Origin of the sequence: Pseudomonas baltica (genome assembly GCF_014235765.1) — a bacterium.
GTDB lineage: Bacteria > Pseudomonadota > Gammaproteobacteria > Pseudomonadales > Pseudomonadaceae > Aquipseudomonas > Aquipseudomonas baltica.
Window position 1 is genome coordinate 98,078 of sequence record NZ_JACMYH010000005.1, and the last position, 26,801, is coordinate 124,878.

The 26,801-nt window shown below is 63.1% G+C and carries 23 protein-coding genes; 16 read left to right on the forward strand and 7 right to left on the reverse strand.

All coding sequences use genetic code 11. The annotated features are described in order from the left end of the window. Window positions 1–83 precede the first annotated feature (83 nt). The 4 genes from H7993_RS16735 to H7993_RS16750 form a co-directional block, all read right to left on the reverse strand. Entirely contained in the window at window positions 84–4,670 is a 4,587-nt protein-coding gene (locus H7993_RS16735) for a hemagglutinin repeat-containing protein (RefSeq protein ID WP_185795052.1), read from the reverse strand. 19 nt (window positions 4,671–4,689) lie between these two features. Then, window positions 4,690–6,366: a ShlB/FhaC/HecB family hemolysin secretion/activation protein gene (locus tag H7993_RS16740; RefSeq protein WP_185795053.1), complete on the reverse strand. Its 1,677-nt coding sequence runs from the start codon at window positions 6,364–6,366 to the stop codon at window positions 4,690–4,692. A 210-nt stretch (window positions 6,367–6,576) separates the two neighbouring features. Further along, window positions 6,577–7,134, reverse strand: coding sequence for a L,D-transpeptidase family protein (locus tag H7993_RS16745; RefSeq protein WP_122475109.1), 558 nt, complete (start codon window positions 7,132–7,134; stop codon window positions 6,577–6,579). A 51-nt stretch (window positions 7,135–7,185) separates the two neighbouring features. Beyond that, entirely contained in the window at window positions 7,186–7,740 is a 555-nt protein-coding gene (locus H7993_RS16750; RefSeq protein WP_185795054.1) for an NUDIX hydrolase, read from the reverse strand. 135 nt (window positions 7,741–7,875) lie between these two features. On the opposite strand from H7993_RS16750, the gene H7993_RS16755 reads away from it, so the two are divergent. From H7993_RS16755 to purT, 4 genes are all read left to right on the forward strand, one after another. After that, entirely contained in the window at window positions 7,876–8,475 is a 600-nt protein-coding gene (locus tag H7993_RS16755; RefSeq protein WP_122475105.1) for a CoA pyrophosphatase, read from the forward strand. 62 nt (window positions 8,476–8,537) lie between these two features. Next, window positions 8,538–9,062: a gamma carbonic anhydrase family protein gene (locus H7993_RS16760; protein ID WP_122475104.1), complete on the forward strand. Its 525-nt coding sequence runs from the start codon at window positions 8,538–8,540 to the stop codon at window positions 9,060–9,062. Beyond that, window positions 9,059–9,259, forward strand: a complete 201-nt coding sequence (locus H7993_RS16765) for a DUF1289 domain-containing protein (protein WP_122475102.1) — start codon at window positions 9,059–9,061, stop codon at window positions 9,257–9,259. Before H7993_RS16760 ends, H7993_RS16765 begins: the two co-directional genes overlap by 4 nt. 124 nt (window positions 9,260–9,383) lie before the next feature. Next, on the forward strand, window positions 9,384–10,565 hold the full coding sequence (gene purT, locus H7993_RS16770) for a formate-dependent phosphoribosylglycinamide formyltransferase (protein WP_122475100.1): 1,182 nt from the start codon (window positions 9,384–9,386) through the stop codon (window positions 10,563–10,565). Between the two features lie 63 nt (window positions 10,566–10,628). Here purT and H7993_RS16775 read toward each other — a convergent pair whose 3' ends face one another. Together H7993_RS16775 and H7993_RS16780 are read right to left on the reverse strand one after the other, a co-directional pair. After that, the gene (locus H7993_RS16775) at window positions 10,629–11,864 is read right to left on the reverse strand and encodes a transporter associated domain-containing protein (protein WP_122475098.1); all 1,236 of its coding nucleotides are present in this window, start codon (window positions 11,862–11,864) and stop codon (window positions 10,629–10,631) included. A gap of 10 nt (window positions 11,865–11,874) precedes the next feature. Further along, on the reverse strand, window positions 11,875–12,687 hold the full coding sequence (locus tag H7993_RS16780; protein ID WP_122475097.1) for a cytochrome C assembly family protein: 813 nt from the start codon (window positions 12,685–12,687) through the stop codon (window positions 11,875–11,877). A 167-nt stretch (window positions 12,688–12,854) separates the two neighbouring features. Between H7993_RS16780 and ffh the strand changes: the two genes are divergently transcribed. From ffh to H7993_RS16835, 11 genes are all read left to right on the forward strand, one after another. Continuing rightward, window positions 12,855–14,237 (forward strand): signal recognition particle protein, encoded by a 1,383-nt coding sequence (ffh, locus tag H7993_RS16785; protein WP_185795055.1) that lies wholly within the window; start codon window positions 12,855–12,857, stop codon window positions 14,235–14,237. A 257-nt stretch (window positions 14,238–14,494) separates the two neighbouring features. Then, window positions 14,495–14,746, forward strand: a complete 252-nt coding sequence (gene rpsP, locus H7993_RS16790; protein WP_043193034.1) for a 30S ribosomal protein S16 — start codon at window positions 14,495–14,497, stop codon at window positions 14,744–14,746. Window positions 14,747–14,751: 5 nt separating this feature from the next. Next, window positions 14,752–15,288: a ribosome maturation factor RimM gene (gene rimM, locus H7993_RS16795; protein WP_185795056.1), complete on the forward strand. Its 537-nt coding sequence runs from the start codon at window positions 14,752–14,754 to the stop codon at window positions 15,286–15,288. Window positions 15,289–15,291: 3 nt separating this feature from the next. Continuing rightward, window positions 15,292–16,044, forward strand: coding sequence for a tRNA (guanosine(37)-N1)-methyltransferase TrmD (gene trmD, locus H7993_RS16800; RefSeq protein ID WP_185795057.1), 753 nt, complete (start codon window positions 15,292–15,294; stop codon window positions 16,042–16,044). A gap of 42 nt (window positions 16,045–16,086) precedes the next feature. Then, window positions 16,087–16,437, forward strand: a complete 351-nt coding sequence (gene rplS / locus H7993_RS16805; RefSeq protein ID WP_043193039.1) for a 50S ribosomal protein L19 — start codon at window positions 16,087–16,089, stop codon at window positions 16,435–16,437. Window positions 16,438–16,634: 197 nt separating this feature from the next. After that, window positions 16,635–17,531, forward strand: coding sequence for a site-specific tyrosine recombinase XerD (gene xerD / locus H7993_RS16810; protein WP_122475089.1), 897 nt, complete (start codon window positions 16,635–16,637; stop codon window positions 17,529–17,531). Between the two features lie 142 nt (window positions 17,532–17,673). Continuing rightward, window positions 17,674–18,408 carry a DsbC family protein gene (locus H7993_RS16815; protein WP_122475087.1) on the forward strand — a complete coding sequence of 245 codons (735 nt, stop codon included), beginning with the start codon at window positions 17,674–17,676 and terminating at the stop codon, window positions 18,406–18,408. Between the two features lie 93 nt (window positions 18,409–18,501). After that, complete coding sequence (locus H7993_RS16820; RefSeq protein ID WP_122475085.1) at window positions 18,502–19,806, forward strand: homoserine dehydrogenase; 1,305 nt, start codon at window positions 18,502–18,504, stop codon at window positions 19,804–19,806. 25 nt (window positions 19,807–19,831) lie between these two features. Then, window positions 19,832–21,241 carry a threonine synthase gene (gene thrC / locus H7993_RS16825; protein ID WP_185795058.1) on the forward strand — a complete coding sequence of 470 codons (1,410 nt, stop codon included), beginning with the start codon at window positions 19,832–19,834 and terminating at the stop codon, window positions 21,239–21,241. Between the two features lie 134 nt (window positions 21,242–21,375). Continuing rightward, window positions 21,376–24,975: an ATP-binding protein gene (locus H7993_RS16830; protein WP_244647075.1), complete on the forward strand. Its 3,600-nt coding sequence runs from the start codon at window positions 21,376–21,378 to the stop codon at window positions 24,973–24,975. Window positions 24,976–25,080: 105 nt separating this feature from the next. Then, complete coding sequence (locus H7993_RS16835) at window positions 25,081–25,548, forward strand: response regulator (protein ID WP_185795059.1); 468 nt, start codon at window positions 25,081–25,083, stop codon at window positions 25,546–25,548. 40 nt (window positions 25,549–25,588) lie between these two features. Here H7993_RS16835 and H7993_RS16840 read toward each other — a convergent pair whose 3' ends face one another. Beyond that, entirely contained in the window at window positions 25,589–26,227 is a 639-nt protein-coding gene (locus tag H7993_RS16840) for a response regulator (RefSeq protein WP_244647082.1), read from the reverse strand. 275 nt (window positions 26,228–26,502) lie between these two features. On the opposite strand from H7993_RS16840, the gene H7993_RS16845 reads away from it, so the two are divergent. After that, entirely contained in the window at window positions 26,503–26,793 is a 291-nt protein-coding gene (locus tag H7993_RS16845; RefSeq protein WP_122475077.1) for a DUF3509 domain-containing protein, read from the forward strand. Window positions 26,794–26,801: the final 8 nt, after the last annotated feature.

The window sequence follows — 26,801 nt, forward strand, 5'->3', positions numbered from 1 at the left end:
TGGGTCGGACGCGATAGCGGCAGCGCGCGCGGCCCATCGTAGGATGCGGCCCAAACGGATGTCGGGCCGGCGGAGAGTCATGCTCAGAGCGCGAGTTTTTCCACGCCTCCTGTCAGATACTGAGTGCGGTTGTGCCCGCCTGCGCGGAACAGTCCGGTATCGATCATCACCTCTTCGGGCTTGTCCTTCTGCAGATGGCTGTACAGGTCCTTGATCGCACCCAGTGACGGCGTCAGCGCCAGCAGGGAGACCGTTACCAGTCGGTCGCGCGCAGTCAGGTCACTGGTCTGCATCGAGTTCGGGTCCGGGTGCAGCGCAGTGCCGCTGGTCTGCAATTGTGCGCCGACCAACTGGGTTGTCCCCAGGACCTCCAGGCCCAGGGTGTCGCGGCCATTGAGTACGGTACTCTGGGTCACGGTATCGCGCAGTTCGCGACGCATGTCGAAGCCCAGCTTGGCCGAGATATCGGTGGAGTAGGCCGCATTCAACTGGTCCAGGCGCTGCTTGCCCTTGCTTCCCCACTCGCCTGCCAGCTTTGCCAGGCTGCCGATCGCGCCCCACGGATCGCCACCCTTGCCGACTTCGGCCTCGGCATTGACCTTGGTCGCGTCAACGTTGTCCCTGACGCTGACTGCCCGCAGGCTGCCCACCGAACCGCTTATCATGTCGGCATGCACTTGCGCACCGGCCAGCAGCAGCTCGCCCGGGCTGTTGTATTCCACTGTGCCCGCGGTGAGCCTGGCGTTGGCATAGGTGTCGCTCTTGAGCTTGTCGTAGTCGAGCTTGAACTGAACGTTGAACTCATCGAGTGCGTAGGACTGCTTCGCGCCGCCTGAATGGCCACCGAGGCTGAAGGTGGCGGAAATCAGCTTGTTGTCGCGATCGCTGGTCGACCGCGCGGCGATCACGGCGATCCCCCCCTTGCGTGCGTCCAGCTTGATCCGGTCGGCCGTGGCGTGCAGGCCTTCGAGCAGTATCGCTGCCGCATGGTCACTGCCTGCCGTGACCGCCATGTCGTTGAGCACATGCCACTGTGCGCCGCGACGCAGTGCCGAATCCTCCGCAGTCTGACCGAATTCGAAGCCTGCGCTGCCTGCCACCGGCAAGCCGCCTGCCGATGGCCTGGCGCTGACCTTGAGCGAACCGCTGCCGCCATAGACATTGCCTTGGGCCCTGGCAGTGTCGATGCCGGCCAGTGCCACGACACTCTGGCCAGCGTCGATCGACAGGCTGCCCACCGGCGTCTGTTGCGAGCCGATGGCAGTGCCCTGCAGCATCACGTTGCCTTGCGCGCTCAATGTAACGGCGCCGGGGGTGTCCAGCCTGGCGCCGACGGCGAAGGTCTGGGTACTGTCGAGTACGGTGTATTGCCCGCTGCCGCCGATGGCGCCACCCTGAACCACAGGGGCTGGTGCGACCACCCCATTGAGCTGCGCTGCGCCGCGCCCGCGCGTGCCATCGTCATGCTTGACGATACTGTTGCCGGCTTGGAGGAACTGCAGGTTACCGCCGCTGTGGATCTGGATTGGCCCCTGCACACTGCTCATGACCGTGCCTTCATACAGGCCATCGGTGCCCAGCTGGATACGGATACCGTTGTTGCCGAGCAGACTGCCGACTACTGCCGTATCCACCGTCTTGTATTGTGCGCTGCTGTGACCGCGGGCTGCGGCGCCCATGGCCCAGTCGGAGCCGGTCGAGGTTTCCAGCCTGGCAATGGCATCCACCCCCAACGCGTCGATTGCGCTACGCACGCTGTTTCTGGCAGCGTCCATGACATGCCTGTCCGCGCTCAGCGCGATGGCGCCGATCGTGCTTTCGTACTGGGTACCGATATCGTGCAGCTTGCCGGTCACAGCGATATCGAGCTCACCCCCCTTGAACTGCGACACCCGGGCAATGTGCGTCAGCGACTGGGTATTGCGGTCCAGGTAGTCACCCTTGAGATTGATGCCCACGCTCCACGGCAGCAGGCCATCCTCCAGGCCACTGGCATACAGGCTGGTCTGGTCGACCCCGCTCCACAGCTTCTGTACCTGACGGGTAATGGCGCCGTAGTCCAGCGAGCTGCCCGCACTGAGCTTGATCTTGTTGTAGTCCAGGGCGGTCTTGGTGCTGTCGGTAACGGCCTGATTGTGGACACGGTCGGCGCGCACCTTCAACAACTGGCCTGCTTCCACCTGCGCTGCCTGGGTGGTCAGTGCCTTCGCGGTCAGGCGTACGTCGTTGCCGGCCTTGATCGAGCTGCGCGTGTGTACGTTCTCGCTGCGGCCGTCGGTGTCGGTCTGCAAGGCGAAAGCGGCGCCGGTACCGAAACGGTCAACGCCCGCAGTGATCTCGTAACCCACCGATCTTCCGGTTTCCTGGTTGCGGAAACTGCGTTGCGCCTCGGTGGCCAGAATGCGCATGTCATCGGCATCGAGCAGCACGTTCTGTTCGGCTTGTACCGACGAGCCGACGATGGCCAGGTCCTGCCCGGCCTCGAGTGCGACGTTACCGCCCTTGAGCTGGCTGGCTTGATGCGTGTTCAGCCGGGCGGTGTCCAGCGTCCACTGTTGGCGCATCCCGGCACCGGCGTCCCACTGCCCGGCAGATCCCTGTGCGTCGCCTGGCTGGCCGGAGCCTGGCGTGGTCTGTTCGCCGAAAACGGTCAGTTTCCAGTCCTTGCCCTTGAGGGTGGATTCGCTGCTCTGCTGGCCGGCAGCGACCATCAGGTTGCGCTCGGCCTTGACCGTCAGATCGCCAGCGGTGGCAAGGCTCGAGCCCACGATCAGGGTGTCGCGCTTGCCGTCCAGAAGCAGGGCGCCGCTGGCGCTGAGGGAACTGCCTTGATAGGTACTTTGCCTGCGGTCGTAGCGGCGGTCGGACGCGCTGAACAGCGCGGTGTCCTGGCGCGCATTCTCGATACGCTGGTGGGCTTGGGCACCTTGTACCCTGAGGTCTTGCGCAAGGCTTCGCAGGTCAATGTCCCGGGCCTCCAGCTGCGCGGCTATCAGGTCCACGCGATCGGCCTGGGCGGCGAGCTTGCCATTGCCTGCGGCAAGCCGGCTGCCGCGGTGGTCCAGGGTCTGCTCGCGGTCGTGCAGTTCGGTCGCCGAACGGCGGACGATCACGTGGCCCTCGCGACTGTCCTGCGCAACCGAGCCATGCAGAACGACGGTACCGATCTCCACCGCTTCGGTTGCTGCGAGGTTGAGGTCGCTGCGACTGTTCAAGTCGCTGCCCATGACTGTTATTGCCCGTCCCGTGAGGCTGATCGATTGGCCGTCGATCAGCGTCGACGCTGCGCTCTGAGTGGTCTGGGTGGCCGTGCTGTCCAGGCGTTGAGCGCCCTGGCGTCGGTTGCTGACGGTGACGCGGTCAAGCTTGCGGTCGACGTTGGCGGTCAGCTCCAGCGTATTGCCCGCGCCAATGTCTACGTCGCCGAGGCTGTTGACGTGGGTGGCGGCGAGCCTGGCATCGTTGCCCGCAGTCAGGGTCACGGACTGCGTGGCGTTCAGCGCATTCGCCAGATGCTCGGTATGCGTCAGCTCGACGGTGGTAGTGGTCGCACCTGCAGGCAGGATGTACCAGTCGTTCTCCACACCGCTCCTGCGGCTGGATTCGACGGTGCGGGTCAACGTATCCAGGTTCAGATCGGCACCGGCGTCGGCGCTGATCGACGCGCCACTGATCGCCACCGACTTGATGTTCAGGTTCGCTGCCGAGCTCAGCCGCACATCGCCAGCGCCGGCGTCGAGTACACCCTGCGTGGCCAAGCCATCGCGCTTGGCGGTGCTGATCATGTTCAGTGCGCCCTGCGAAGCGATCTCGATGCCTTCACACGCTGCGGTCCGACTGATGCCCATGTTGATGCCGGCACCTTCGCGGGTGCTCAGAATATTGATGCGATTGGCGTGCATGGCGCCCATCAGGCGCGCGTCGGTACTGAACGCGTTCTGCTGGACGTGGCTGACCTTCAGATCGCTGGCATCGACCTTGTGTGTGCCCAACAGAATGTCGAGCTTCTGCGCTGCGCTGATCGGCCCGCGCTGGTCGATCGTGGGGGAGATCAAAGCCAGCGAACCGCCGTTCACGGTCACCCCGCGGGTGTCTACCTTCAGCGCGGTGCGTGGGTCGATACCACCGTCGGTATTGAGCCCGGTGATCCTGCCGTTCTCGATCTGCGGCCGGCCGACCAGAAAGGTCGCCTGTTTGTCCATTTGCAGGTTGATCCGTGCGCCATTGAGCAAAATCCCGTTGGGGTTGCTCAGTACATAGTCGGCCGCTTGGCCGAAGATCACTTGTTCACCGTTGATGTCGGAGCGGCGTCGGCCGATCACTTCGTTGAGAATGGTGCTTGCCGCCTGGCCCTTGAACTGGCCGTTCGCCCGCACATTCAAGAATTCGCCGGCGACGTGCGCACGGCCGGCCTGCAGGCTGTTGTTCAGTACCACGCCGGGGACACCGACGTTGTATTGCTCGTAGCGGTTGTGCGAAAGACCGGCGGCATTGGGCGCCACGATGTCGACGATCGGGGCGGCACCGGCATTGGTCATGACGATCGGTTTGGCACCCGGCTCGAAGGCCGGCTGGATGACGTCGGCGCTGGCCATGTAAGGCGCCAGTACGACACCGGCGATTGCCAGGCGCAAGGCGTCGCGCTGAACACAACGTGATGGTTTGGTCATGGGGATATCTACCTGTTTTTCAGAAGACTTGCGAAAGCCCGAAGGTCCAGAAACCTGGTTCCGGCGAAGCGCTGGCACGCCGATGCAGGCCGCGCTGATAATCCAGAGTGATCTGGCCGTCTGCCCAGCTCAGGGTGGCCCCGGCGCTCAAGCCGATGGCGTGCTGGGTCTCGACCTGGTTGTACGTGTGCCGGCCCCAGCCAGAGTCCAGCCCCGCTTGGGGGGTCAGGTACAGGCCTTGGGCGAGTAGCTGCGAAGTGCTCAGGGTGTTGCGCAACGTGGCCCCCTTGGAGACCGGCTGGCTGTCCAGGCGATAGCCGCGCACGCTGGCGCTGCCGGCCAGGCGCATCTGCTCCAGGCTCGGTAGCGGGTCTGGGCTGTACTGCATGTCCAGTTCGCTGCTCCACGCCCAACGTCGATCGAGCAGATCGAACAGCGATCGGCGAGTGACGGTACCTCGGTATTTTTCGAAGTGCGGTTGCGGCGCGTCATGCCGCAGGGGTGTGCGATCGCCCCCCAGCCAACCCTGCCCGCGGGAGTAGCCGAGGGCGCCACTCCACACCGAATCACCCAGGTGAGTCAGGTTGAGCCCGACGCTGGCGACGCTCAGCGTGGTGCGACCGTTGCGTACGGTAGTGCCGTCGAACAGCAGATCGGTACGGGTCTGGTCCAGGCGCAGGTGCCCATTGAGCAGGGTCGTCTGGTTGCGCCACAGGCTGCGATCCAGCTTCAGGCCATAGCTGTCCAGGCTCTGCGCCACCTCATGGCGGTTGGGCAGCGGTGCGCGGGATTCGAAACGACTCGCCGAAGCGTTCAGGGTCCAGCGCCCGTAGGGTATTTCGTAGAACATCCCGCCTTGGCGACTGCGGCCCGATCCACCGTCCAGGCTGTTGGCATAGCTGGCAGCCAGCGAATCATTGAGACGAAACGGGTTGTCCAGGCTCAGGCTCAGCTGTGCCTGGTGGCGCCCCGATGCATCGCTGCCACGGTTGTTCAGTCCGGTGCCCAGGGTCCAGGATTTGTGCGTGCCCTGTGGGCGCAGAACGATTCGCGTACCCCCCACCTGCTCGCCGGGAGCGATGTCCAGGATCAGGTCGACGGAGCGCAGCCGGTTGAGCTGGTCCAGGCCACTTTCCACATCGGTGAGCTTGAGCGGGCGACCGATCATCCCAGGGAAAGCGCTGCCCAGCGCCAGGTCGTCACTGCCGTCGGCGATTTCAATGGATTCGATGAAGCCTTCGAGCATGGCGATGACCAGCTCGCCATCTGCTGCGGGCATGCGAACGATATAGGGCCTGGCGGCGATATAGCCGGCCTTCACGTAGGCACCGGTCAAGGCCAGCAGCATCTGGTTGATGTCATCGACGCCGCTGCATGGCGCCACCCATGGCTGCAGGACACCTTGCAGCGCAGCGGTGTCCAGCAGCTGGTTGTCCTGCACGCGCACCGCGGACACCGGCCAGCACTCGCCATCACCTTGCTCGACCCGCTGCGGTGCGCGGCTGGCTGGCTCCGCCGCGTCTTCACGAAGGGTTTCCAGCCGTTGCGCCTGTTCGGCAGCGGCGCGCTCGTGGCGCTGGGTATCGAACTGACGCAGGATCTGGTCATTCAGCGGTTGCGCGCCGGTTTCGCCCAGCGCCATGGCGGGTGCGAAAAGCAGTGCGGATAACAGCCGGTCCTTGCGGAAAATCGTCATTGCAGCCCAGCCCCAATCGTCGACCAATCAATAGGCGGCCACTTTAAGAGGGGGGACTTCCCAGGGAACGGGCAGGGGAGAGGGGTTGTTGGTAGGAAGAATCTGACAGACAGTAGGAAAGGGCGGATTCGAAAAAGGAACCAGTTGTAGGATGGTTCCTATGACAGCTGAAGGAAGGTCAAGGCTGGGTCGGTAAAGAGAACGCCGTGCTCACGGCCGGATCTCGATCATCGTGCCGTCCTTGACCAGGCTCCACACCTCCCGCATGTCGTCGTTCTTCATGGCGATACAGCCATCGGTCCAGTCCAGGGTGGCGAAGTACCATTCCGGGTACTCCTCGTCGATCGGCGTGCCGTGGATCATGATCATGCTGCCCGGTGGAACGCCCTCGCGGCGGGCGCGGGCCGAGTCGCTGATGTTGGGATAGGAAACGTGCATCGCCAGGTTGAAGCGATCGCTGACCTTGCGCCAGTCGAGCCAGTAGAAGCCCTCGGGCGTGCGCTTGTCGCCCTCGCGCGCCTTCGCGCCCTGGGGTTGCTTGCCCAGCGAGATGCGGTAACTCTTGAGCGGCTCGCCACCGCTGATCAACTGCAACTGGCGACTGGTCTTGAGCACCAGCACCTTGTCGATCGGGTCCACGCCCAGGCGCTTGCTCGATTGCACCGCAGGGGCGATCTGGTCGACCGGCTTGCGTTCAACGGTAACGGTGAAGGCAGCCTGGGCGCTCACGGCGAAGCACAGGCAGAACAGGGCGGTCAGGCAACGCATCTATGGGATATTCCTGCAATGGAAACGCGCCGCTGGCGCCGGTGCGATGGGTCAGGCCTGTGGCCAGCGCGCGAGCAGCGGCCCCAGGCACTCGTTGCGAACCGGGTAGCTGTGCTCCAGCCGGTCGGCGAAAAAGTATTCTAAGGTACGGCCGACGGTGGGGAAAGCCAGCTCCGCCCAAGGGATCTGATTTTGCGCGAACAAGCCCACTTCCAGGCTTTCCTCGCCCACGGCAAACGAAGGCTCGGACATTTCGGCTCGGTAGAACACCTGCACCTGGCTGATGTGCGGCAGATCGAACACGGTGTACAACGCAAGGTTGGTCACCTGTGCGCAGGCTTCTTCGACGGTTTCCCGGCTGGCAGCCTGTTGCAGCGTTTCGCCGTTTTCCATGAAGCCTGCCGGCAGGGTCCAGAAACCACGGCGCGGCTCGATGGCCCGGCGGCACAGCAAGACCTGGTCCTGCCACACGGCGATGCAGCCCGCGACCACTTTGGGATTCTGGTAATGGACGAGGTGGCAATGCCCGCAGACGAATCGGGGGCGAGTATCGCCGGTAGGGATGCGCAGGGTTACCGGGTTGCCGCAATGGCTGCAGAAATTCATGCTCAGATCCTTGATGGCTGCCGCTATCTTGGCCGTAGTGCCGAGGTGCCGCAAGCCTGCGGCACGGCAAATCGAGCTTGGGCTGCCAGCGGCTTTTGGTGCATCATGCCAGCAGGCCACGGATCGAGAAACGCCATGCTGGACGAGCTACTTCGCCGAGTGAGCAACCATACGCCACGCACACTGGAAACCGACAGCCGTTTTCCCGAAGCGGCCGTGTTGCTGCCCATCACCCGCAGCGACGAGCCCGAGCTGGTGCTGACACTGCGCGCCTCGGGGCTCTCGACCCATGGTGGCGAAGTGGCTTTCCCCGGCGGACGCCGCGACCCGCAAGACCCTGACCTGATATTCACCGCCCTGCGCGAAGCCGAAGAGGAAATCGGCCTGCCGCCCGGGCTGGTGGAAATCATCGGTCCGCTCAGCCCGCTGGTGTCCAAGCACGGGCTCAAGGTCACGCCATTCGTGGGCATCATTCCCGACTATGTCGAATACCGACCCAACGATGCCGAAATCGCCGCGGTGTTTTCCGTGCCGCTGGAGTTCTTTCGGCAGGACCCGCGCGAGCACACCCACCGCATCGATTACCAGGGCCGCAGCTGGTACGTGCCCAGCTATCGCTTCGGCGAGTACAAGATATGGGGATTGTCGGCGATCATGATCGTCGAACTCGTCAACCTGATGTATGACGCCCGGATCAGCCTGCATCGGCCTCCCGAGCATTACACCGCCATCTGACCGTCATCTGAACGTAGTGCGGCGGGGCGCCGTGCCGACCATTGCCGCGTCGAGGAGATCACATGAAATACCGTCTGGGCGACTCGCGCGTCGAAACCCATCCCGACAGCTGGGTCGCACCCAATGCCACCCTCATCGGCAAGGTGCGCCTGCAGGCCGGGGCCAGCGTGTGGTTCGGCGCCGTGCTGCGCGGCGACAACGAGCTGATCGACATCGGCGAGCACAGCAACGTGCAGGACGGCACCGTGATGCATACCGATGCCGGCGTGCCGCTGACCATCGGTCGCGGCGTGACCATTGGCCACAATGCCATGCTGCATGGCTGCACTGTGGACGACTTCAGCCTGATCGGGATCAACGCCGTCATTCTCAACGGCGCCAGGATCGGCAAGCACTGCATCATCGGCGCCAACTCGCTGATTGCCGAGGGTAAGGAAATTCCCGATGGATCGCTGGTCATGGGCTCGCCGGGCAAGGTCGTGCGCGAGCTGAGCGAAGCCCAGAAGCGCATGCTCGAAGCCAGCGCCGCGCACTATGTGCACAATGCCCAGCGCTATGCTCGCGAACTGATCGAGCAGGACTCGTGAATTCTCCGCCCAAGCCGGTCAAGTCTCCGTGCATCAGTGTCTGCGCCCTGGATGAGCAGGATGTGTGCACGGGCTGCCAGCGCACCGCCGCGGAAATTACCCAGTGGGGGCGCATGAGCGACGACCAGCGCCGCGCCGTGCTGCGCCTCGCCCACGAGCGAGCCGTGGCTCAGGGCCTGGTATTTGCGGGCGGCTGATCCAGCCCTTGCCTGTGGGCGGCGAGACTGGCGCACGCAAAGCCGTGTTGAGTTAAAATGCCCGCCCCTGTCGGGTTGGCCTGCGTGCTGCCCCTCGATCCAGACGATTCCCTGAGGACCTGAAATGACCCGTATCGGAACCCCCCTGTCGCCGACCGCGACCCGCGTACTGCTGTGCGGCTGCGGCGAGCTGGGCAAGGAAGTGGTGATCGAGCTGCAACGCCTGGGCGTCGAAGTCATCGCCGTAGACCGTTACGCCGATGCGCCGGCCATGCAAGTGGCCCATCGCAGCCATGTCATCAACATGCTCGATGGCGCCGCCTTGCGGTCGGTCATCGAAGCGGAAAAACCGCACTACATCGTGCCCGAGATCGAGGCCATCGCCACCGCCACGCTGGTGGAGCTGGAGTCCGAAGGCTTCACCGTGGTGCCGACTGCGCGCGCAGCCCAACTGACCATGAACCGCGAGGGCATTCGCCGCCTGGCCGCCGAAGAGCTGGACCTGCCGACCTCGCCGTACCATTTTGCCGACACCTTCGAAGACTACGCGCGGGCCGTGCAGGACCTGGGTTTCCCGTGCGTGGTCAAGCCGGTCATGAGCTCTTCGGGCAAGGGCCAGAGCCTGCTGCGCTCGGCGGCCGATGTGCAGGAAGCGTGGGACTATGCCCAGGAGGGCGGGCGCGCCGGCAAGGGCCGTGTGATCATCGAAGGTTTCATCGACTTCGACTACGAGATCACCTTGCTGACCGTCCGCCACGTTGGCGGGACGACGTTCTGCGCACCGGTTGGCCACCGGCAGGAGAAGGGCGACTATCAAGAGTCCTGGCAGCCCCAGGCGATGAGCCCGGTGGCCCTGGCCGAGTCGGAGCGGGTGGCGCGTGCAGTGACCGAAGCCCTGGGTGGGCGCGGCCTGTTCGGCGTCGAACTGTTCATCAAGGGTGATCAGGTGTGGTTCAGCGAGGTCTCGCCGCGTCCGCACGATACCGGCCTGGTCACCCTGATTTCCCAGGATCTGTCCCAGTTCGCCTTGCACGCACGCGCCATTCTCGGGTTGCCGATCCCGCTGGTCCGGCAGTTCGGGCCATCCGCCTCGGCGGTGATCCTGGTCGAAGGCAACTCTCGCCAGACCGCCTTCGACAACCTCGGCGCGGCACTGGCCGAACCGGATACGGCGCTGCGTCTGTTCGGCAAGCCCGAGGTCAATGGGCAACGGCGCATGGGCGTGGCCCTGGCCCGCGACGAATCGATCGAGGCAGCCCGGGCCAAGGCCACGCGCGCCTCGCAAGCGGTCAAGGTCGAACTGTAAGGTCTGAGTCGACCGGTGCCTGGCGAGCGGCGGCGCCGGTTTTGCGAGGGCGCGACACCGCCGTCACGCTGCTGGCAGGCTGCTCGCGTGCCATATAAGCACCCGTGACGCGCGGTTTTCCTCGGTCTCGAGAATTTCCATGCGATAGCGTCCGATCTTCAGGCACACCGCGCTGGCTGGAATGCTTTCCAGCGCCTCGGTGACCAGGCCGTTCAAGGTCTTGGGGCCATCGCTGGGCAGGTGCCAGCCCAGGCTCTTGTTGATGTCGCGAATGGAGGCCTGGCCTTCGACCACGAAGCGGCCATCCAGCTGCGGATGGATATGCGGATTGGCCAGCGCATCGTCATCTTCGAACTCGCCGACGATCTCTTCCAGAATGTCTTCCAGGGTGACGATGCCCTGCACCTCGCCGTATTCGTCGACGACGATGCCCAATCGGCGTTGCTGCTTGTGGAAATTCAGCAGCTGCATCTGCAGGGGCGTGCTTTCGGGCACGAAGTAAGCCTCATAGCAGGCGGCCAGCAAGGCCTCGATGGTGAGTTCGCGGTGCGGCAGCAGGTGGCTGATCTGGCGGGTATTGAGCACCCGTTCGACATGGTTGATGTCGTTGTGGAAGACCGGCAGGCGGGTATGGCGGCTGATCATCAGCTGGTCGATGATCTCGTCCAGCGAATCTTCCAGATTGATGCCGTCGATTTCGTTGCGCGGCACCAGGATGTCGTTGACGGTGATCTTGTCCAACGCATGGATGCTGTTGGCCAGGTGCGGTTTGTTGCTGCGCGCTTCGGCGGCCAGTTCGTCCAGCACACTGCGCGGTATGGCAGGCTCCTGCTGGGCGCCTTTGCCGGGTTCCTTGCGGGCGAACGGCACGACCAGCAGCCGCGCGGCGCCGTCCAGTAGCCATGCCAGCGGCCAGACCAGCTTGAGTGGCGGCGCCAGCAACGCATTGGCCATGCCGATGAACGGCCGCGGGTAGCGCTGGGCAAGGCGGCGTGGCAGGTAGTCGGCCAGCACCAGCAGGGCGAGCGTGGTGCCCAGGCCACCGAGCCAGGCGCCATGGGCGCCGCGCAGATAGATGCCAAGCGTTACCCCCAGGGTCACCGCCATGGCACGGGCCAGGGTATTGAGCAGCACTAGGCTGGGCAGCGGCGCCTGCAGCGCCGGTCGATCGCCATTGCGCCCGGTAGGGCGCTGTGCGGCCAGCGTGTGCAGCGCGGCTTCCACTGCGCAAAGCAGCGCGGCGAGGAGAATTGCCAGCGCCAGCGCGCCGAGCATCGGCCCTAGGGGCAGAGTGTCCATGGGTGACCTGTCAGATGTGCAGAATGTATTCGCGAACCAGCTTGCTGCCGAAATAGGCCAGCATCAGCAGGCAGAAGCCGGCCAGCGTCCAGCGAATGGCCTTGTGCCCGCGCCAGCCCAGGCGATTGCGTCCCCACAGCAGCACGCTGAAAACGATCCAGGCCAGGCAGGCGAGCAGGGTCTTGTGCACCAGGTGTTGCGCGAACAGGTTCTCGACGAACACCCAGCCTGAAATCAGTGACAGCGACAGCAGTGCCCAGCCGGCCCAGATGAAACCGAACAGCAGGCTTTCCATGGTCTGCAGCGGCGGGAAATTCTTGATCAGCCCTGCCGGATGCTTGTGCTTGAGCTGGTGGTCCTGCAGCAACAGCAGCAACGACTGGAACACGGCGATGGTGAACATGCCATAGGCCAAGATGGACAGCAGGATGTGCGTGAGAATGCCTGGCTCTTCGTGGATCAGCGGTGCAGTCCCGCCGGGCGCGAACTGGGCGATCAGGATGGTCGCCAGGCCCAGGGGAAACAGCAGCACCAGCAGGTTTTCCACGGGTATCTGGCTGGTGGCCAGCAGGGTCAGGGCGATCACCGCCACGGCGATCAGGCTGGCCGCGCTGAAGAAGTCCAGGCTCAGCCCCAGGGGGGTGAGCAACTGCGAGAACAACGCGCAGCCGTGGGCAATCACGGCCAGGAAGCCGAACAGGTAGAGCACGCGCTTGTCAGCCTTGCCGCCTTGGCCGATACGGGTTGCCTGATAGGCAGTCGCAGCGGCGTACAGGCAGGCGGCGGCGAGGGTGGGGATTAGACTGGGTGACAAGGGGAGCATAGGTCCTGTGGAGCACAAGCCGGAAAGTGCCTGAGTTTGGCATCAAATGCCCGCCGACGAAAGACTGCATACCGCGCAGTGTCCGTGGCACCCACTCTTGGTTATAATCGCCGGCCTGCTCTTGCCGCCACAACCTCGGCTCAACCAGAGCCAGAAAGGATCGCGACATGTTTGAAAACCTTACAGACCGCCTCTCGCAGACGCTTCGCCACGTTACCGGCAAAGCCAAGCTGACCGAGGACAACATCAAAGACACCCTGCGCGAAGTGCGCATGGCGCTGCTCGAAGCCGACGTCGCCTTGCCGGTGGTGAAGGACTTCGTCAACAAGGTCAAGGAGCGTGCGGTCGGCACCGAGGTTTCGCGCAGCCTGACCCCAGGCCAGGCGTTCGTGAAGATCGTCCAGGCCGAGCTCGTCGAGATGATGGGCGCGGCCAACGAGGAGCTGAGCCTGGCGGTGACCCCGCCGGCGGTCATCCTCATGGCCGGCCTGCAGGGTGCGGGCAAGACCACCACCGCCGGCAAGCTGGCGCGCTACCTCAAGGAGCGCAAGAAGAAGACGGTGATGGTGGTGTCGGCAGACGTCTACCGCCCGGCAGCCATCAAGCAGCTGGAAACCCTGGCCAACGATATCGGCGTGACCTTCTTCCCGTCGGACATCAGCCAGAAGCCCGTGGACATCGCCAACGCCGCGATCCGCGAGGCCAAGCTCAAGTTCATCGACGTGGTCATCCTCGACACCGCCGGGCGCCTGCACATCGACGCCGAGATGATGGGCGAGATCCAACAGCTGCACGCGGCGGTCAAGCCTGCCGAAACCCTGTTCGTGGTCGACGCCATGACCGGCCAGGACGCAGCCAACACGGCCAAGGCCTTCGGTGATGCGTTACCGCTCACCGGTGTGATCCTGACCAAGGTCGACGGCGACGCTCGCGGCGGTGCCGCACTGTCGGTGCGTGCCATCACCGGCAAGCCGATCAAGTTCATCGGCATGGGCGAGAAGAGCGAAGCGCTCGAGCCGTTCCACCCCGACCGCATCGCCTCGCGCATCCTGGGCATGGGCGACGTGCTCAGCCTGATCGAGCAGGCCGAGCAGTCGCTGGACAAGGACAAGGCCGACAAGCTGGCCAAGAAGCTGAAGAAGGGCAAGGGCTTCGACCTCGAAGACTTCCGCGACCAGCTCGTACAGATGAAGACCATGGGCGGCCTGGGCGGCCTGATGGACAAGCTGCCGAGCATCGGCGGTGTGAACCTCTCGCAGATGGGCAACGCTCAGAACGTTGCCGAGAAGCAGTTCAAGCAGATGGAAGCCATCATCAACTCCATGACCCCGGCCGAGCGCCGCGACCCTGACGTGATCAGCGGCTCGCGCAAGCGTCGCATCGCCATGGGCTCGGGTACCCAGGTGCAGGACATCGGTCGCTTGATCAAGCAGCACAAGCAGATGCAGAAGATGATGAAGAAGTTCTCGACCAAGGGCGGCATGGCCAAGATGATGCGCGGTATGGGCGGCATGCTGCCCGGCGGCGGTGGCGGCATGCCCAAGATGTAACCCATTGCGTCGGCACGAGAACCCCGTGGGAGCCCGCTCCTACAAACACATCCCTCTTGCCGATGAATACCCTGGCCATGTGGCCAAACTCCGTTGCTTGCAACGGCTCATAGGCAAATCCTCGCTGCAAGCCTCGACCTATCGGAAAAAGGCATTTGCAAATGTCCGTGTATTCCTTGAGAATATGCGGCCTTTCGGGCACCCGTGTGCCCGCTGTGCATTATGATTTGCAGCACCGACTACAGGAACGATGTTCAATGCTAACCATCCGTCTTGCCCGTGGCGGCTCCAAAAAGCGCCCGTTTTACCAACTGACCGTAACCGACTCGCGCAACCCGCGTGACGGTTCCCACAAAGAGCACGTGGGTTTCTTTAACCCTGTTGCCCGTGGTCAGGAAATCCGTCTGTCCGTGAACCAAGAGCGCGTCAACCACTGGTTGAGCGTTGGTGCACAGCCTTCTGAGCGCGTTGCTCAGTTGCTGAAGGAAAATGCCAAGGCCGCGGCCTGAGCAATATGAACGCGACGCCAGATTCCGCTGATGACTTGATCGTCGTCGGCAAGATTTTCTCGGTACACGGCGTTCGCGGCGAGGTGAAGGTCTTTTCCTTTACCGATCCGATTGAAAACCTGCTGCAGTACACCTCCTGGACGCTCCGGCGCGAAGGCGTGACCAGGCAGGTAGAGCTGGTCAGCGGCCGATCCACGCAAAAGGATCTGGTTGCCAAGTTGAAAGGCCTGGACGATCGCGACGAAGCACGTCTTCTGTCCGGTTACGAGATTTGCATCTCGCGCAGCCTTTTGCCCGACCTGGCCGAAGATGACTACTACTGGTATCAGCTTCAGGGCCTGAAAGTCATCGACCTGCAAGAGCAATTGCTCGGCACCGTCGATCACCTGTTGGAGACCGGCGCCAACGATGTAATGGTGGTGAAGCCCTGCGCGGGCAGCCTGGATGATCGTGAACGCCTGTTGCCCTATACGGCGCAATGCGTGTTGAAGGTCGACCTGGCCGCTGGCGAGATGAGGGTGGATTGGGACGCGGACTTCTAGGCGATGGCAACCTTTCGCGTGGAAGTGATCACCCTGTTCCCCGAGATGTTCTCGGCCATCAGCGAGTACGGCATTACCAGCCGCGCGGTGAAACAGGGGTTGTTGCAATTGACCTGCTGGAATCCGCGGGACTACACCACGGACCGTCACCACACAGTGGATGACCGGCCCTTCGGCGGTGGTCCGGGAATGGTGATGAAGATCAAGCCCCTGGAAGACGCTCTGGTTCAGGCCAAGGCTGCGGCAGGGGAAGCGGCGAAGGTGATCTACCTTTCGCCCCAGGGCCGGCCGCTGGTACAGGGTGCGGTGAAACAACTGGCGACGTCCGAATCCTTGATTCTGATCGCCGGGCGGTACGAAGGCATCGACGAGCGTTTCATTGAAGCTCATGTCGATGAAGAGTGGTCTGTTGGCGACTATGTGCTGTCGGGCGGTGAATTGCCTGCCATGGTCCTGATCGATGCGGTTACACGGCTGCTGCCCGGAGCTTTGGGGCATGCGGACTCCGCGGAGGAAGATTCCTTCACCGACGGTCTGCTGGATTGCCCGCACTACACCCGACCGGAGGTGTATGCGGATCAGCGTGTTCCCGACATATTGCTTAGCGGCAATCATGCACACATCCGGCGCTGGCGTTTGCAGCAGTCCCTTGGGCGGACCTACGAACGACGTGCCGATCTTCTGGAAAGACGCTCGCTTTCTGGAGAAGAGAACAAGCTGCTGGCGGAGTACCTCCGCGAGCGGGACGATAGTTAACGTATCGATGGTAAGTCAGACGATTTACCTTAGGAGCACAGCATGACCAACAAAATCATCCTTGCACTCGAAGCAGAGCAGATGACCAAAGAAATCCCTCCCTTTGCCCCGGGCGACACCATTGTCGTTCAGGTGAAAGTGAAGGAAGGCGATCGCTCGCGCCTGCAGGCGTTCGAAGGCGTTGTTATCGCCAAGCGCAACCGCGGCGTGAACAGTGCTTTCACCGTTCGTAAAATCTCCAACGGTGTAGGTGTAGAGCGTACTTTCCAGACCTACAGCCCGCAGATCGACAGCATGGCCGTGAAACGTCGTGGTGACGTGCGCAAAGCCAAGCTGTACTACCTGCGCGACCTGTCTGGTAAAGCAGCACGTATCAAGGAAAAACTGTCCTGAGTACAGTTTGTTTCTGATGCAGGAAAAGGCAGCCTTCGGGCTGCCTTTTTTGTGGGCGAAAGTGTGTAGGCGAGCGTGAACGGGTGGGTAAGGTTCATGTGGGAGGGGGGCGGGCGGCGAGCCCTCTGCCCGCGAAGGCGTCGCCCTGACGCTGCGCCCTGTTATCATCCCCGCACCCCCACAGCCCTGCGATTGCGATGCCTGCCCTCGACCACCCCCTGATCGACCAATTTCTCGATGCCTTGTGGCTGGAAAAAGGCCTATCGGAAAACAGCCGCAACAGTTACCGCAGCGACCTTGCATTGTTCAATGGTTGGTTGCACGAGCGCGGCATCGCGCTGGAGGCGGCGGGCCGCGATGTACTGCTCGATCACCTGGCCTGGCGGGTCGAGCAGGGTTACAAGGCGCGCTCCACGGCACGCCTGCTGTCGGGCGCGCGCGGCTTCTATCGCTACCTGCTGCGCGAAAAGCTGATCGGTGCCGACCCGACGCTGCAGATCGACATGCCGCAACTGGGCAAACCGTTGCCGAAATCGTTGTCCGAAGCCGACGTCGAAGCGTTATTGCAGGCGCCCGATCTGAGCGAGCCGATCGGCCAGCGGGATCGCGCCATGCTCGAGGTGCTGTATGCCTGCGGCCTGCGCGTGACCGAGTTGATCAGCCTGACCCTGGACCAGGTCAATCTGCGCCAGGGTGTATTGCGCGTGGTGGGCAAGGGCAACAAGGAGCGCCTGGTGCCGATGGGTGAGGAAGCGGTGGTCTGGGTCGAGCGGTACCTGCGCGACGGACGTCACGAACTGCTCGGCGGCAGGCCCAGCGACGTGGTCTTCCCCAGCCAGCGCGGCGAGCAGATGACGCGACAGACCTTCTGGCATCGGATCAAGCATCAGGCCCAGGTCGCCGGCATCGCCAAGTCGCTGTCGCCGCACACGCTGCGCCACGCCTTCGCGACGCATCTGCTCAATCACGGTGCGGATCTGCGCGTGGTGCAGATGCTGCTCGGCCACAGCGATCTGTCGACCACGCAGATCTACACCCACGTGGCACGCGCGCGTCTGCAGGAGCTTCATGCCAGGCATCATCCGCGCGGATGAAACAACGTGCTCCAAGGCTGTGTCGAGGGTTGTCCAGAGTCGGTCTTGGCCAATGAATGTGGTAGGCTTGCCCGGTTTATGCAGCGGGCTGTGACGAGCTGATCGTCCACCGCCCCTCAAGTCCGTCGCTCCAGGAGTTCCCATGCGCGTGACCCGCCTTTTCGCCGCCGCAGCCCTTGCGCTGGCCAGCACCTTTGCCGTTGCCGACCCGGCTGCGGAACAAGCGATTCGCAAGACCCTGCAGACCCTGCAACTGGAAGTGCCGATCGAAAGCGTCGCCGCCAGTCCGCTCAACGGCTTGTACGAGGTCAAGCTCAAGGGCGGTCGCGTGCTTTACGCCAGCGCCGACGGTCAGTTCGTCATGCAGGGCTACCTGTTCCAGATCCAGGACGGCAAGCCGGTCAACCTCACCGAGAAAACCGAGCGACTGGCCATTGCCAAGACCGTCAACGCGATCCCGGTAGCCGATACCGTTGTGTACCCCGCGGTGGGCGAAACCAAGTCGCACATCACGGTCTTCACCGATACCACCTGTCCGTACTGCCACAAGCTGCACGCCGAAGTCCCCGAGCTGAACCGCATGGGTGTCGAGGTCCGCTACGTGGCGTTCCCGCGCCAGGGCTTGAAGTCGGCCGGTGACGAACAGCTGCAGGCTGTCTGGTGCTCCAAGGACCGCAAGGCAGCGATGGACAAGATGGTATCGGGCGACACCATCAAGGCGCCTTCATGCGCCAACCCGGTGGCCAGGCAGTTCGAGCTGGGCCAGTCGATCGGCGTCACCGGCACGCCAGCCATCGTGCTGGAGAACGGTCAGGTCATTCCGGGTTACCAGCCGGCCGCCAACGTCGCCAAGCTGGCCCTCGACGCGAAAGGCTGAGTGGCACTCGCACGTCATCAATAGCCGAAGGCTCACGGCCTGCGGCCAGTATCACGACCGTCATCGAGGCGGTCGTTTCATGGGGAGTTCAGAGTGAAACCGGTCAAAGTAGGCATCTGTGGGTTAGGTACCGTCGGTGGCGGCACCTTCAACGTACTTCAGCGCAACGCCGAGGAGATTGCCCGCCGTGCCGGGCGCGGTATTGAAGTGGCGCAGATTGCGATGCGCTCGCAGAACCCCAATTGCCAGATCGCCGGTACCCCCATTACCAACGATGTCTTCGCCGTGGCCTGCAACCCGGATATCGATGTCGTCATCGAACTGATCGGTGGCTACGGCATCGCGCGCGAGCTGGTACTCAAGGCCATCGAAAACGGCAAGCACGTGGTCACCGCCAACAAGGCGCTGATTGCAGTGCACGGCAACGAGATCTTCGCCAAGGCACGCGAGAAGGGCGTGATCGTTGCGTTCGAAGCCGCCGTGGCGGGTGGCATCCCGGTGATCAAGGCCATTCGCGAAGGCCTGTCGGCCAACCGCATCAACTGGGTCGCGGGCATCATCAACGGTACTGGCAACTTCATCCTGACCGAAATGCGCGAGAAGGGTCGTACCTTCGAGGACGTCCTGGCCGAAGCGCAGGCCCTGGGTTATGCCGAGGCCGACCCCACCTTCGACGTCGAAGGTATCGACGCGGCGCACAAATTGACCATCCTGGCGTCCATCGCCTTCGGCATTCCGCTGCAGTTCGACAAGGCCTACACCGAAGGCATCACCCGCCTGACCACGGCCGACGTCAACTACGCCGAAGCCCTGGGCTACCGCATCAAGCATCTGGGTGTGGCGCGCAGCACCGAGCGTGGTATCGAGCTGCGGGTGCACCCGACGCTGATCCCGGCCGACCGTCTGATCGCCAACGTCAATGGCGTGATGAACGCAGTGATGGTGAACGGCGACGCGGCCGGTTCAACCCTGTTCTACGGTGCCGGTGCGGGCATGGAGCCGACTGCCTCGAGCGTGGTCGCCGACCTGGTCGACGTGGTCCGCGCCATGACCTCGGACCCGGAGAATCGCGTGCCTCACCTGGCCTTCCAGCCGGATTCGCTTTCCGCTCACCCGATCCTGCCCATCGAGGCCTGCGAAAGCGCCTACTACCTGCGCATTCAGGCCAAGGATCATCCGGGCGTGCTGGCGCAGGTGGCGAGCATCCTCTCCGAGCGTGGCATCAACATCGAGTCGATCATGCAGAAAGAGGTCGAGGAACACGATGGCCTGGTGCCGATGATCCTGCTGACCCACCGCGTCGTCGAACAGCACATCAATGATGCCATCAAGGCGCTGGAAGCCTTGCAGGGCGTGGTTGGCCCGGTCGTGCGCATCCGTGTCGAGCACTTGAACTAAGCGGCAGCTGCCAGAGGAATTCGCAATGCGTTATATCAGTACTCGCGGTCAGGCCCCGGCCCTGAACTTCGAAGAGGTTCTGCTCGCCGGTCTGGCCAGTGACGGTGGCCTCTATGTCCCGGAAAACCTGCCGCGCTTCACCCAGGAAGAAATCGCCTCGTGGGCGGGGCTGCCTTATCACGAGCTGGCATTTCGGGTCATGCGCCCGTTCGTCACCGGCAGCATTCCGGATGCCGATTTCAAGAAGATTCTCGAAGAAACCTACGCGGTATTCGCCCATGCATCCGTCGCACCTTTGCGCCAGCTGGGTGGTAACGAGTGGGTGATGGAGCTGTTCCACGGGCCAACGCTGGCGTTCAAGGACTTTGCCCTGCAGCTGCTGGGGCGGCTGCTCGACTACGTACTGGCCAAACGCAGCCAGCGTGTGGTGATCGTCGGCGCCACCAGTGGCGATACCGGTTCGGCCGCAATCGAAGGCTGCAAGCACTGCGAGAACGTCGATATTTTCATCCTGCATCCGCATGAGCGCGTGTCTGCGGTTCAGCGTCGGCAAATGACCACGATTACCGGCGACAACGTGCACAACATCGCCATCGAAGGCAATTTCGACGACTGCCAGGAAATGGTCAAGAACAGCTTCGCCGACCAGAGTTTCCTCAAGGGCACGCCGTTGGTTGCAGTGAACTCGATCAACTGGGCGCGGATCATGGCCCAGATCGTCTACTACTTCCACGCGGCCCTGCAACTGGGCGGCCCGGCACGTTCGGTGGCGTTCTCGGTGCCCACCGGCAACTTTGGCGATATCTTCGCCGGCTATCTGGCGCGCAACATGGGCCTGCCGATCAACCAGTTGGTGGTGGCCACCAACCGCAACGACATCCTCCACCGCTTCATGAGCGGCAATCAGTACGTCAAGCAAACCCTGCACGCGACGTTGTCGCCGTCGATGGACATCATGGTGTCGTCGAACTTCGAACGCCTGCTGTTCGACCTGCACGGTCGCAACGGCGCGGCCATTGCAGGCCTGATGGACAACTTCCGCCAGGGCGGCGGTTTCAGCGTCGATGAGGAACGCTGGACCGAGGCGCGCAAGCTGTTCGACTCGCTGGCGGTCTCCGACGAGCAAACCTGCGAGACCATCGCCCAGGTGTTCGCCGAGTGCGGCGAGGTCCTCGATCCACACACGGCCATTGGCGTACGCGCGGCGCGCGAGTGTCGTCGCAGCCTCGACACGCCAATGGTGGTGCTGGGAACGGCGCACCCGGTCAAGTTCCCCGAAGCCGTGCAAAAGGCCGGCGTAGGCAAGGCCCTGGAGTTGCCTGCGCACCTGGTCGATCTGTTCGAGCGCGAAGAGAAGTGCACCGTGTTGCCCAACGACCTGTCGGCCGTACAAGCCTTCGTCAGCCAACATGGCAATCGCGGCAAACCGCTGTGATGGCATGCAGCCTCGCGTCTGACGCGATCTGAAACACATAAAGCCCGCCCGATGCGGGCTTTATGCTTTTTACAGTGCCAAGCTTATGCAACTTTTTCCTGGGCCCCTTTGGCCCGCAGGCAAGGATGCATGGCATGAAACCCACACTGACCTCGTTTCTCACGCTCGCAGGGGTGACGGCGTGGATGGCGGGGTTGTTCATGGCGGTTGCCATCCTTTCGCCCGGCCTGGCGTTCGCTGCCCAAAGCCTGCCCTTCGCCTTGGTTGCACCGTTCGCGCAGCTTTCTCCACTGCCTCTTTCCAGCACCGAACAGCAGTGGCTGCAACGCCACGGCACGCTCAGGGTGGGTGTTTCCCTGGCCGATCACGAACCCATCGACATCACCAGCGATCGCAACCGCTATCAAGGTGTGAGTGCCGACTACCTGAGCCTGATCGGCAGCCGCCTGGGGGTCGATCTGCGGGTGTCGGGGTTTGCCCAGCGCAGCGAGGCGGTGCAGGCGCTCAAGGATGGCGAAATCGATCTGCTGACCAGCGCCAATGCCTTCGAACAGGCCATCGATGGCCTGGCCTTTTCCAAGGAGTACATGCCTGACCGCGGCGTCATCGTACGGCGCGCGGGCAGCAAGCACAGCAGCGGCCTGGCCGGGGAGAAGGTCGCGCTGGTGGATGGCTATGCCGACGATGCCACGGTGCAACGCGTGTATCCCGACAGCCGCATCGTGGTCGCACCCAGCCTGAGCAGTGGCTTGCAGGCGCTGCACCAGGGCGATGTCGACGCCATGATCAGCAACGAGGTGATCGTGCGCGCCTACAACGCACTGCGACCCTACCTGGCTCTGGATATCGTCGGCCCCAGCGGTCTGCCACCCGTGGGTTACACCATCGCCAGTCGCCAGGCCGATCCGATATTGGGGCAGATGGTCGAGCGGGCCCTGGCCAGCCTCGACGATGGTTTGCGCCGCGAGATCCTGACCCGCTGGACCACCGGGCTGGGGTCGGAAATCGGCCACCATCGGGTACCGCTGGAGCCTGCCGAACAAGCCTGGATCGCCCGGCACCGCCAGGTGCGTGTGGTCGCGACGCAGTATCCTCCCTACCTGTACCGGGACCGCCAGGGAAACTGGGTAGGGCTCAACAGTGAAGTGCTGGCAACGCTGTCGCACATGACGGGACTGCAGTTCGTCTACCTGCCTTCCAACTCGATGGCCCAGAGCCTGGAAATGCTGAAGCTTGGCAAGGCCGATATGAATACCACTCTCTCGGAAACGCCGGACCGCAAGGCCTTCCTGAGTTTCAGCCACTCGTTCGGTGGCCAGGGCTGGGTGTTCATCGTGCGCGCCGAGGACCTGCCCATCGGTCATCTGGACGAGCTGGCCGGCAAGGTCCTGGCGATTCCGGCCGAGCACGCCCTGGAAAGCGCGATCCGCAGCCAGTACCCGCACATCAAGCTGCGCCTGGTCAGCACCTACGACAAGGCACGCGAGATGGTGGCGAGCGGCGAAGCGGATGCCACCATCGACAGTGAAGTCGGCGCCTATCGTGCGGTCGGCCGTTATCCGCCCGGCGTGCTCAAGGTCGGACGCAACGTCGCCGGCGAATGGTCGCCCGACCGTTTTGCCATTCGTGCCTCGGAACCCGAGCTCACGTCCATCATCAACAAGGCGCTGGAGGCCTATCCGGTCGCGGAACTGCGTGCAGCGCGCCTGAAGTGGCTGGGTGCGGTAGTGCCTCCAGAGCCCATGTGGCAACGCATTGCCACCTGGGTCTATTGGCTGCTGGCAGCAGCGCTGGTGCTGGGCGCGGTGTCGCTGTTGTGGAGTGGTCGACTCAAGGCGCAGATTCGTCAGCGGCTCAAGGCCGAGCAGGCACTCAACGATCAGCTGGCATTCCAGCACGCGCTGCTCGATGGCATTCCCGGGCCCATCTATGTCCGCGACCTGCAGGCGCGGCTGTTGTCCTGCAACAAGAGTTACGAGCAGAGCTTTGCCACCCGTCTGCAGGACATCAAGGGTCGTACATTGCTGGAAGTCGCCGTGGTCAATGCCGACGAAGCGCAGCAGATGCACCGTGACTACCTCAGGCTGCTGGACGATCAGCAGCCGGTGTCGACCGATCGGCAGATCCAGATGCGCGGCCGCAAGGTTCACGCCTGGCAATGGATCGTGCCGTTCTATAACGCCGAGGGGCAGTTGCAGGGCCTGCTCGGTGGTTGGATCGACATTTCCGAACGCAAGCGCCTGGAAGACCAACTGGTCGAAGCGCGGCACATTGCCGAACAGGCCAACCAGGCCAAAAGCGCTTTTCTGGCGACCATGAGCCATGAGATCCGTACGCCCATGGCAGCCATCATCGGTCTGCTCGAGCTCGAGCGTGAACGCCGCAAGCGTGACGACCAGCCAGTGTCGCAGGCGCTGGAAGTGGCCTGGCGTTCGGCGCGGGACCTCATCGCCCTGATCGGCGACAGCCTGGACCTGGCGAAGATCGAATCGGGCAGCATGTTGCTGGCCGAGCAGCTAACCGAAGTGAGGCCGTTCTTCGAGGGCATGCTCAGCCTGTTCTCGGCCCAGGCTCAGCGCAAAGGCGTAGCGCTGCACCTCGATATTGCGCCGGGCGTGGCCAGCGCGTTCTGGTTCGATCCGCTGCGATTGCGGCAAGTGGTGCACAACCTGCTCGGCAACGCCTTGAAGTTCACCCGCCAGGGCAGCGTCAACCTGGCGGTCGCGGCGCAGCCACTCAGTTCAGGCCAGTGGCACATGACCATTACCGTCAGCGACACAGGTGCGGGCATCACGCCCGCTCAACAGGCCAGACTGTTCAGGCCGTTCGTCCAGGGTAACGTGGATGTGCAACAGGAATCGGTCGGCACCGGCCTGGGCCTGAGCATCTGCAAGCAGCTGGTCCAACTGATGGGTGGCACGATCAGCCTGCACAGCACCGAAGGCGAGGGGACACGGGTGGAAGTGCAGATCGAGGTGCGGCATCAGGCTGAACAGGACGCGATGCCGACCGTGCACGCTCGGCCCGACAGCGCCGCACTGGACATACTGGTCGTGGACGATCTGTCGGCTAACCGGATGGTACTGACCCAGCAGTTGCAGTTCCTCGGGCACCGGGTGCAGGACGCCAGCGACGGTGTGAGTGCGCTGGCGGCCTGGCAGGCCGGGCATTTCGATCTGGTGCTGACCGACTGCAATATGCCGGGCATGAACGGCCATGCCTTGTGCAAAGCCATCCGCCTGCAGGAGGCCGCGTCCGCCGCGCCTCCGGTCAGGCTCATCGGTTGCACCGCCAATGCCATGCAGGACGAGCGGTTGCGCTGCGCCGAAGCGGGCATGGACGAACTGCTGGTCAAGCCGATAGCGTTGGACAAGCTGGCGCAGATCATCGCCGACATGCAGCAAGGCCCGGCATTCTCCATGCAGACGCTGCATCACCTGACCCAGGCGGATAACGCGGTCATCAAGCGAATGCTCGATGAGCTCTCGCGCAACCTTGAGGCTGAAAGCCAGACGTTGGCGGAAAGCGTCGAGACGCTCGATCGTGTGCGGCTGCACGAAGTGCTTCATCGGCTCCACGGCATCGCTTGTTTGATCGATGCCGCACCTCTGGCACGCGTGCTGGCCAAGGTGAACGCATGCTGCCGGTCGGGCAGCGATGAACAGTTGACCGTTCACGCTGCCGAGCTGAATCGCGAGATCGCCAGGCTGGCGACGGCGATAGCACGCTGCTAGGAAAATTCTCGGAAACTTTCGGACTTGTCCTATCCCAAGCGTGCCGCTTGCCCTTTAGAGTGCCCGTCAATGCGCAGCTCGATGCGCTCACTCGAGGTTTCATTCATGCGTTCGCTCAGAGTTCTGGTGCTTGAAGACATTCCGTACCAGCTGATCGCCATGCATCAGGTGCTCAATGCGTGTGGCGTGTTCGATGTCCTGACCGCGCAAAGTTTCAACGCGGCATGCCTCTCGCTGGAGAAGCGCCAGGGCGTTGACATTGTCATCTGCGAAATGACCGTGGCCGGCCTGGACATGGGCGAGCTGATCGGCCATCTGGCCGCAACCGGGTTGGCACGGGCGCTGGTCATCTACAGCAATGGGTCACAGCCGGTGGAACCGTTCACGGCATTGGCGCGGCAGCATCGGCTACCGCTGCTGGGCGTACTGCACACACCGGTGTCGGCCGCAGCAGTGCATGGCCTGTTGCAGGATTACCAGCGAAGCATGAGCGCACGGGCCTTGTTGCCCCTGCCGGAAGTGCACGAAATCAGTCACTTCGAGGGCGCCTGGTCATTGCCTTTGGGTCGTTAGAACGGCCCGCCTACCCTGCGCACACCTGCCGCGGCCAGGTTCATTTCAGCCCGTGAGCCTGCAGGTAGATATACAGCGCAGCATCGTTGCCGATGCCCAGCTTGCGCATGGCGCTCACTTTCTGTGCACTGATAGTCTGCTTGCTGCGGTTGAGCTGCGCGGCGATTTCGTTGACCGAGAGCCCCTGCGCCAGCAGTCGCGTTATCTCGAGCTCGCGAGGCGACAGGTCGACATGGCCGGTGATCCGTCTTGCGGGGGTATCGCTGGGCAGTGCCAGGATGCTCTTCACCGATTGCGCCACGTAGGGTTTGTTGCGCTTGAGGCTGGCAATCGCCGTGGGCAGCTCGTTCACCAGGCTCGCCTTGCCCAGCAAACCAGCTACCCCCAGGTTGAGGATCGAACGCAACAGACCCGGATTGGTCAGCATGGTCACCACCAGCACGGGCAGCTTTGGCCAATGCCGGCGAACGTAGGCGATCAGCCGCAGGCCATCGCCCTGTTCCGTGGAGGGCATCATGAAGTCGGTGATCAACAGGCCACATTCGGTTTCGCCCAGGCAGCGTGTCAGCTCCTCCGGCGAGGAGGCTTCGGCCACCACGCGCAAACCGGGGTCTCGTTCCAGTACGGCGCGCAGGCCAACGCGAAAGATCGGATGGTCATCGGCCAGCACGATCCGCAGCGGGGCGATCAGTGGGTCGGTCAAGGCAGGCTCCGGTGACGGGCAAATCAGGCGATGAATTCTGGCACACCTGTGGTCCATTCCTGATCTGTTTTGTAGTCCATTTCTAAGCATGCAGGCGCCAAATCTAATAATCAGAAATGTCCTACATTCGCGCTGTCATATTCTATCGGCAACCTCGGTAATAGTCTGACACGGCTTGCTCAGAACTTTTTTCGCAGGGCAGGGGTCAGTGTCATGCACCTTAAGAATTCGAACAGACGAGTGGTGATGCGATGAAGAATATCAGCCTGTTGCTCAATGAAGCCCTGACGCCGTATCGCGTGACGCTCGAAGGGCAGGATAGCCTTGGCAATTGCCAGGTAGTGGTGATGAGCGCGGCTGGGAGCGTGGTGACCAAGCGTTTGGTCAACCGCAGTCAGTTCGAGGATCTACGTTCGTTTACCGACGTGGTCGATGGTCTGCACCGCGATCTTCTGGTGGCAGAAGGGCGGCTGGAGCCGTCGATGATCGCGGCGCTGCGCAACGTTTCGCAAAATGCCGCTTTCAGCCACGCGCTGGTCTGACATTCATT

Excerpts from the sequence above, each read along its gene's own strand:
- H7993_RS16780 (WP_122475097.1), bottom strand. The coding sequence starts at position 12,687 with ATGCTCCCCTTGTCACCCAGTCTAATCCCCACCCTCGCCGCCGCCTGC.
- H7993_RS16775 (WP_122475098.1), bottom strand. The coding sequence starts at position 11,864 with ATGGACACTCTGCCCCTAGGGCCGATGCTCGGCGCGCTGGCGCTGGCA.
- xerD (WP_122475089.1), top strand. The coding sequence starts at position 16,635 with ATGCCTGCCCTCGACCACCCCCTGATCGACCAATTTCTCGATGCCTTG.
- H7993_RS16740 (WP_185795053.1), bottom strand. The coding sequence starts at position 6,366 with ATGACGATTTTCCGCAAGGACCGGCTGTTATCCGCACTGCTTTTCGCA.
- purT (WP_122475100.1), top strand. The coding sequence starts at position 9,384 with ATGACCCGTATCGGAACCCCCCTGTCGCCGACCGCGACCCGCGTACTG.
- rplS (WP_043193039.1), top strand. The coding sequence starts at position 16,087 with ATGACCAACAAAATCATCCTTGCACTCGAAGCAGAGCAGATGACCAAA.
- thrC (WP_185795058.1), top strand. The coding sequence starts at position 19,832 with ATGCGTTATATCAGTACTCGCGGTCAGGCCCCGGCCCTGAACTTCGAA.
- H7993_RS16745 (WP_122475109.1), bottom strand. The coding sequence starts at position 7,134 with ATGCGTTGCCTGACCGCCCTGTTCTGCCTGTGCTTCGCCGTGAGCGCC.
- H7993_RS16760 (WP_122475104.1), top strand. The coding sequence starts at position 8,538 with ATGAAATACCGTCTGGGCGACTCGCGCGTCGAAACCCATCCCGACAGC.
- H7993_RS16845 (WP_122475077.1), top strand. The coding sequence starts at position 26,503 with ATGAAGAATATCAGCCTGTTGCTCAATGAAGCCCTGACGCCGTATCGC.
- H7993_RS16835 (WP_185795059.1), top strand. The coding sequence starts at position 25,081 with ATGCGTTCGCTCAGAGTTCTGGTGCTTGAAGACATTCCGTACCAGCTG.
- trmD (WP_185795057.1), top strand. The coding sequence starts at position 15,292 with ATGGCAACCTTTCGCGTGGAAGTGATCACCCTGTTCCCCGAGATGTTC.
- H7993_RS16735 (WP_185795052.1), bottom strand. The coding sequence starts at position 4,670 with ATGACCAAACCATCACGTTGTGTTCAGCGCGACGCCTTGCGCCTGGCA.
- H7993_RS16750 (WP_185795054.1), bottom strand. The coding sequence starts at position 7,740 with ATGAATTTCTGCAGCCATTGCGGCAACCCGGTAACCCTGCGCATCCCT.
- H7993_RS16830 (WP_244647075.1), top strand. The coding sequence starts at position 21,376 with ATGAAACCCACACTGACCTCGTTTCTCACGCTCGCAGGGGTGACGGCG.
- H7993_RS16815 (WP_122475087.1), top strand. The coding sequence starts at position 17,674 with ATGCGCGTGACCCGCCTTTTCGCCGCCGCAGCCCTTGCGCTGGCCAGC.
- rimM (WP_185795056.1), top strand. The coding sequence starts at position 14,752 with ATGAACGCGACGCCAGATTCCGCTGATGACTTGATCGTCGTCGGCAAG.
- H7993_RS16755 (WP_122475105.1), top strand. The coding sequence starts at position 7,876 with ATGCTGGACGAGCTACTTCGCCGAGTGAGCAACCATACGCCACGCACA.
- rpsP (WP_043193034.1), top strand. The coding sequence starts at position 14,495 with ATGCTAACCATCCGTCTTGCCCGTGGCGGCTCCAAAAAGCGCCCGTTT.
- ffh (WP_185795055.1), top strand. The coding sequence starts at position 12,855 with ATGTTTGAAAACCTTACAGACCGCCTCTCGCAGACGCTTCGCCACGTT.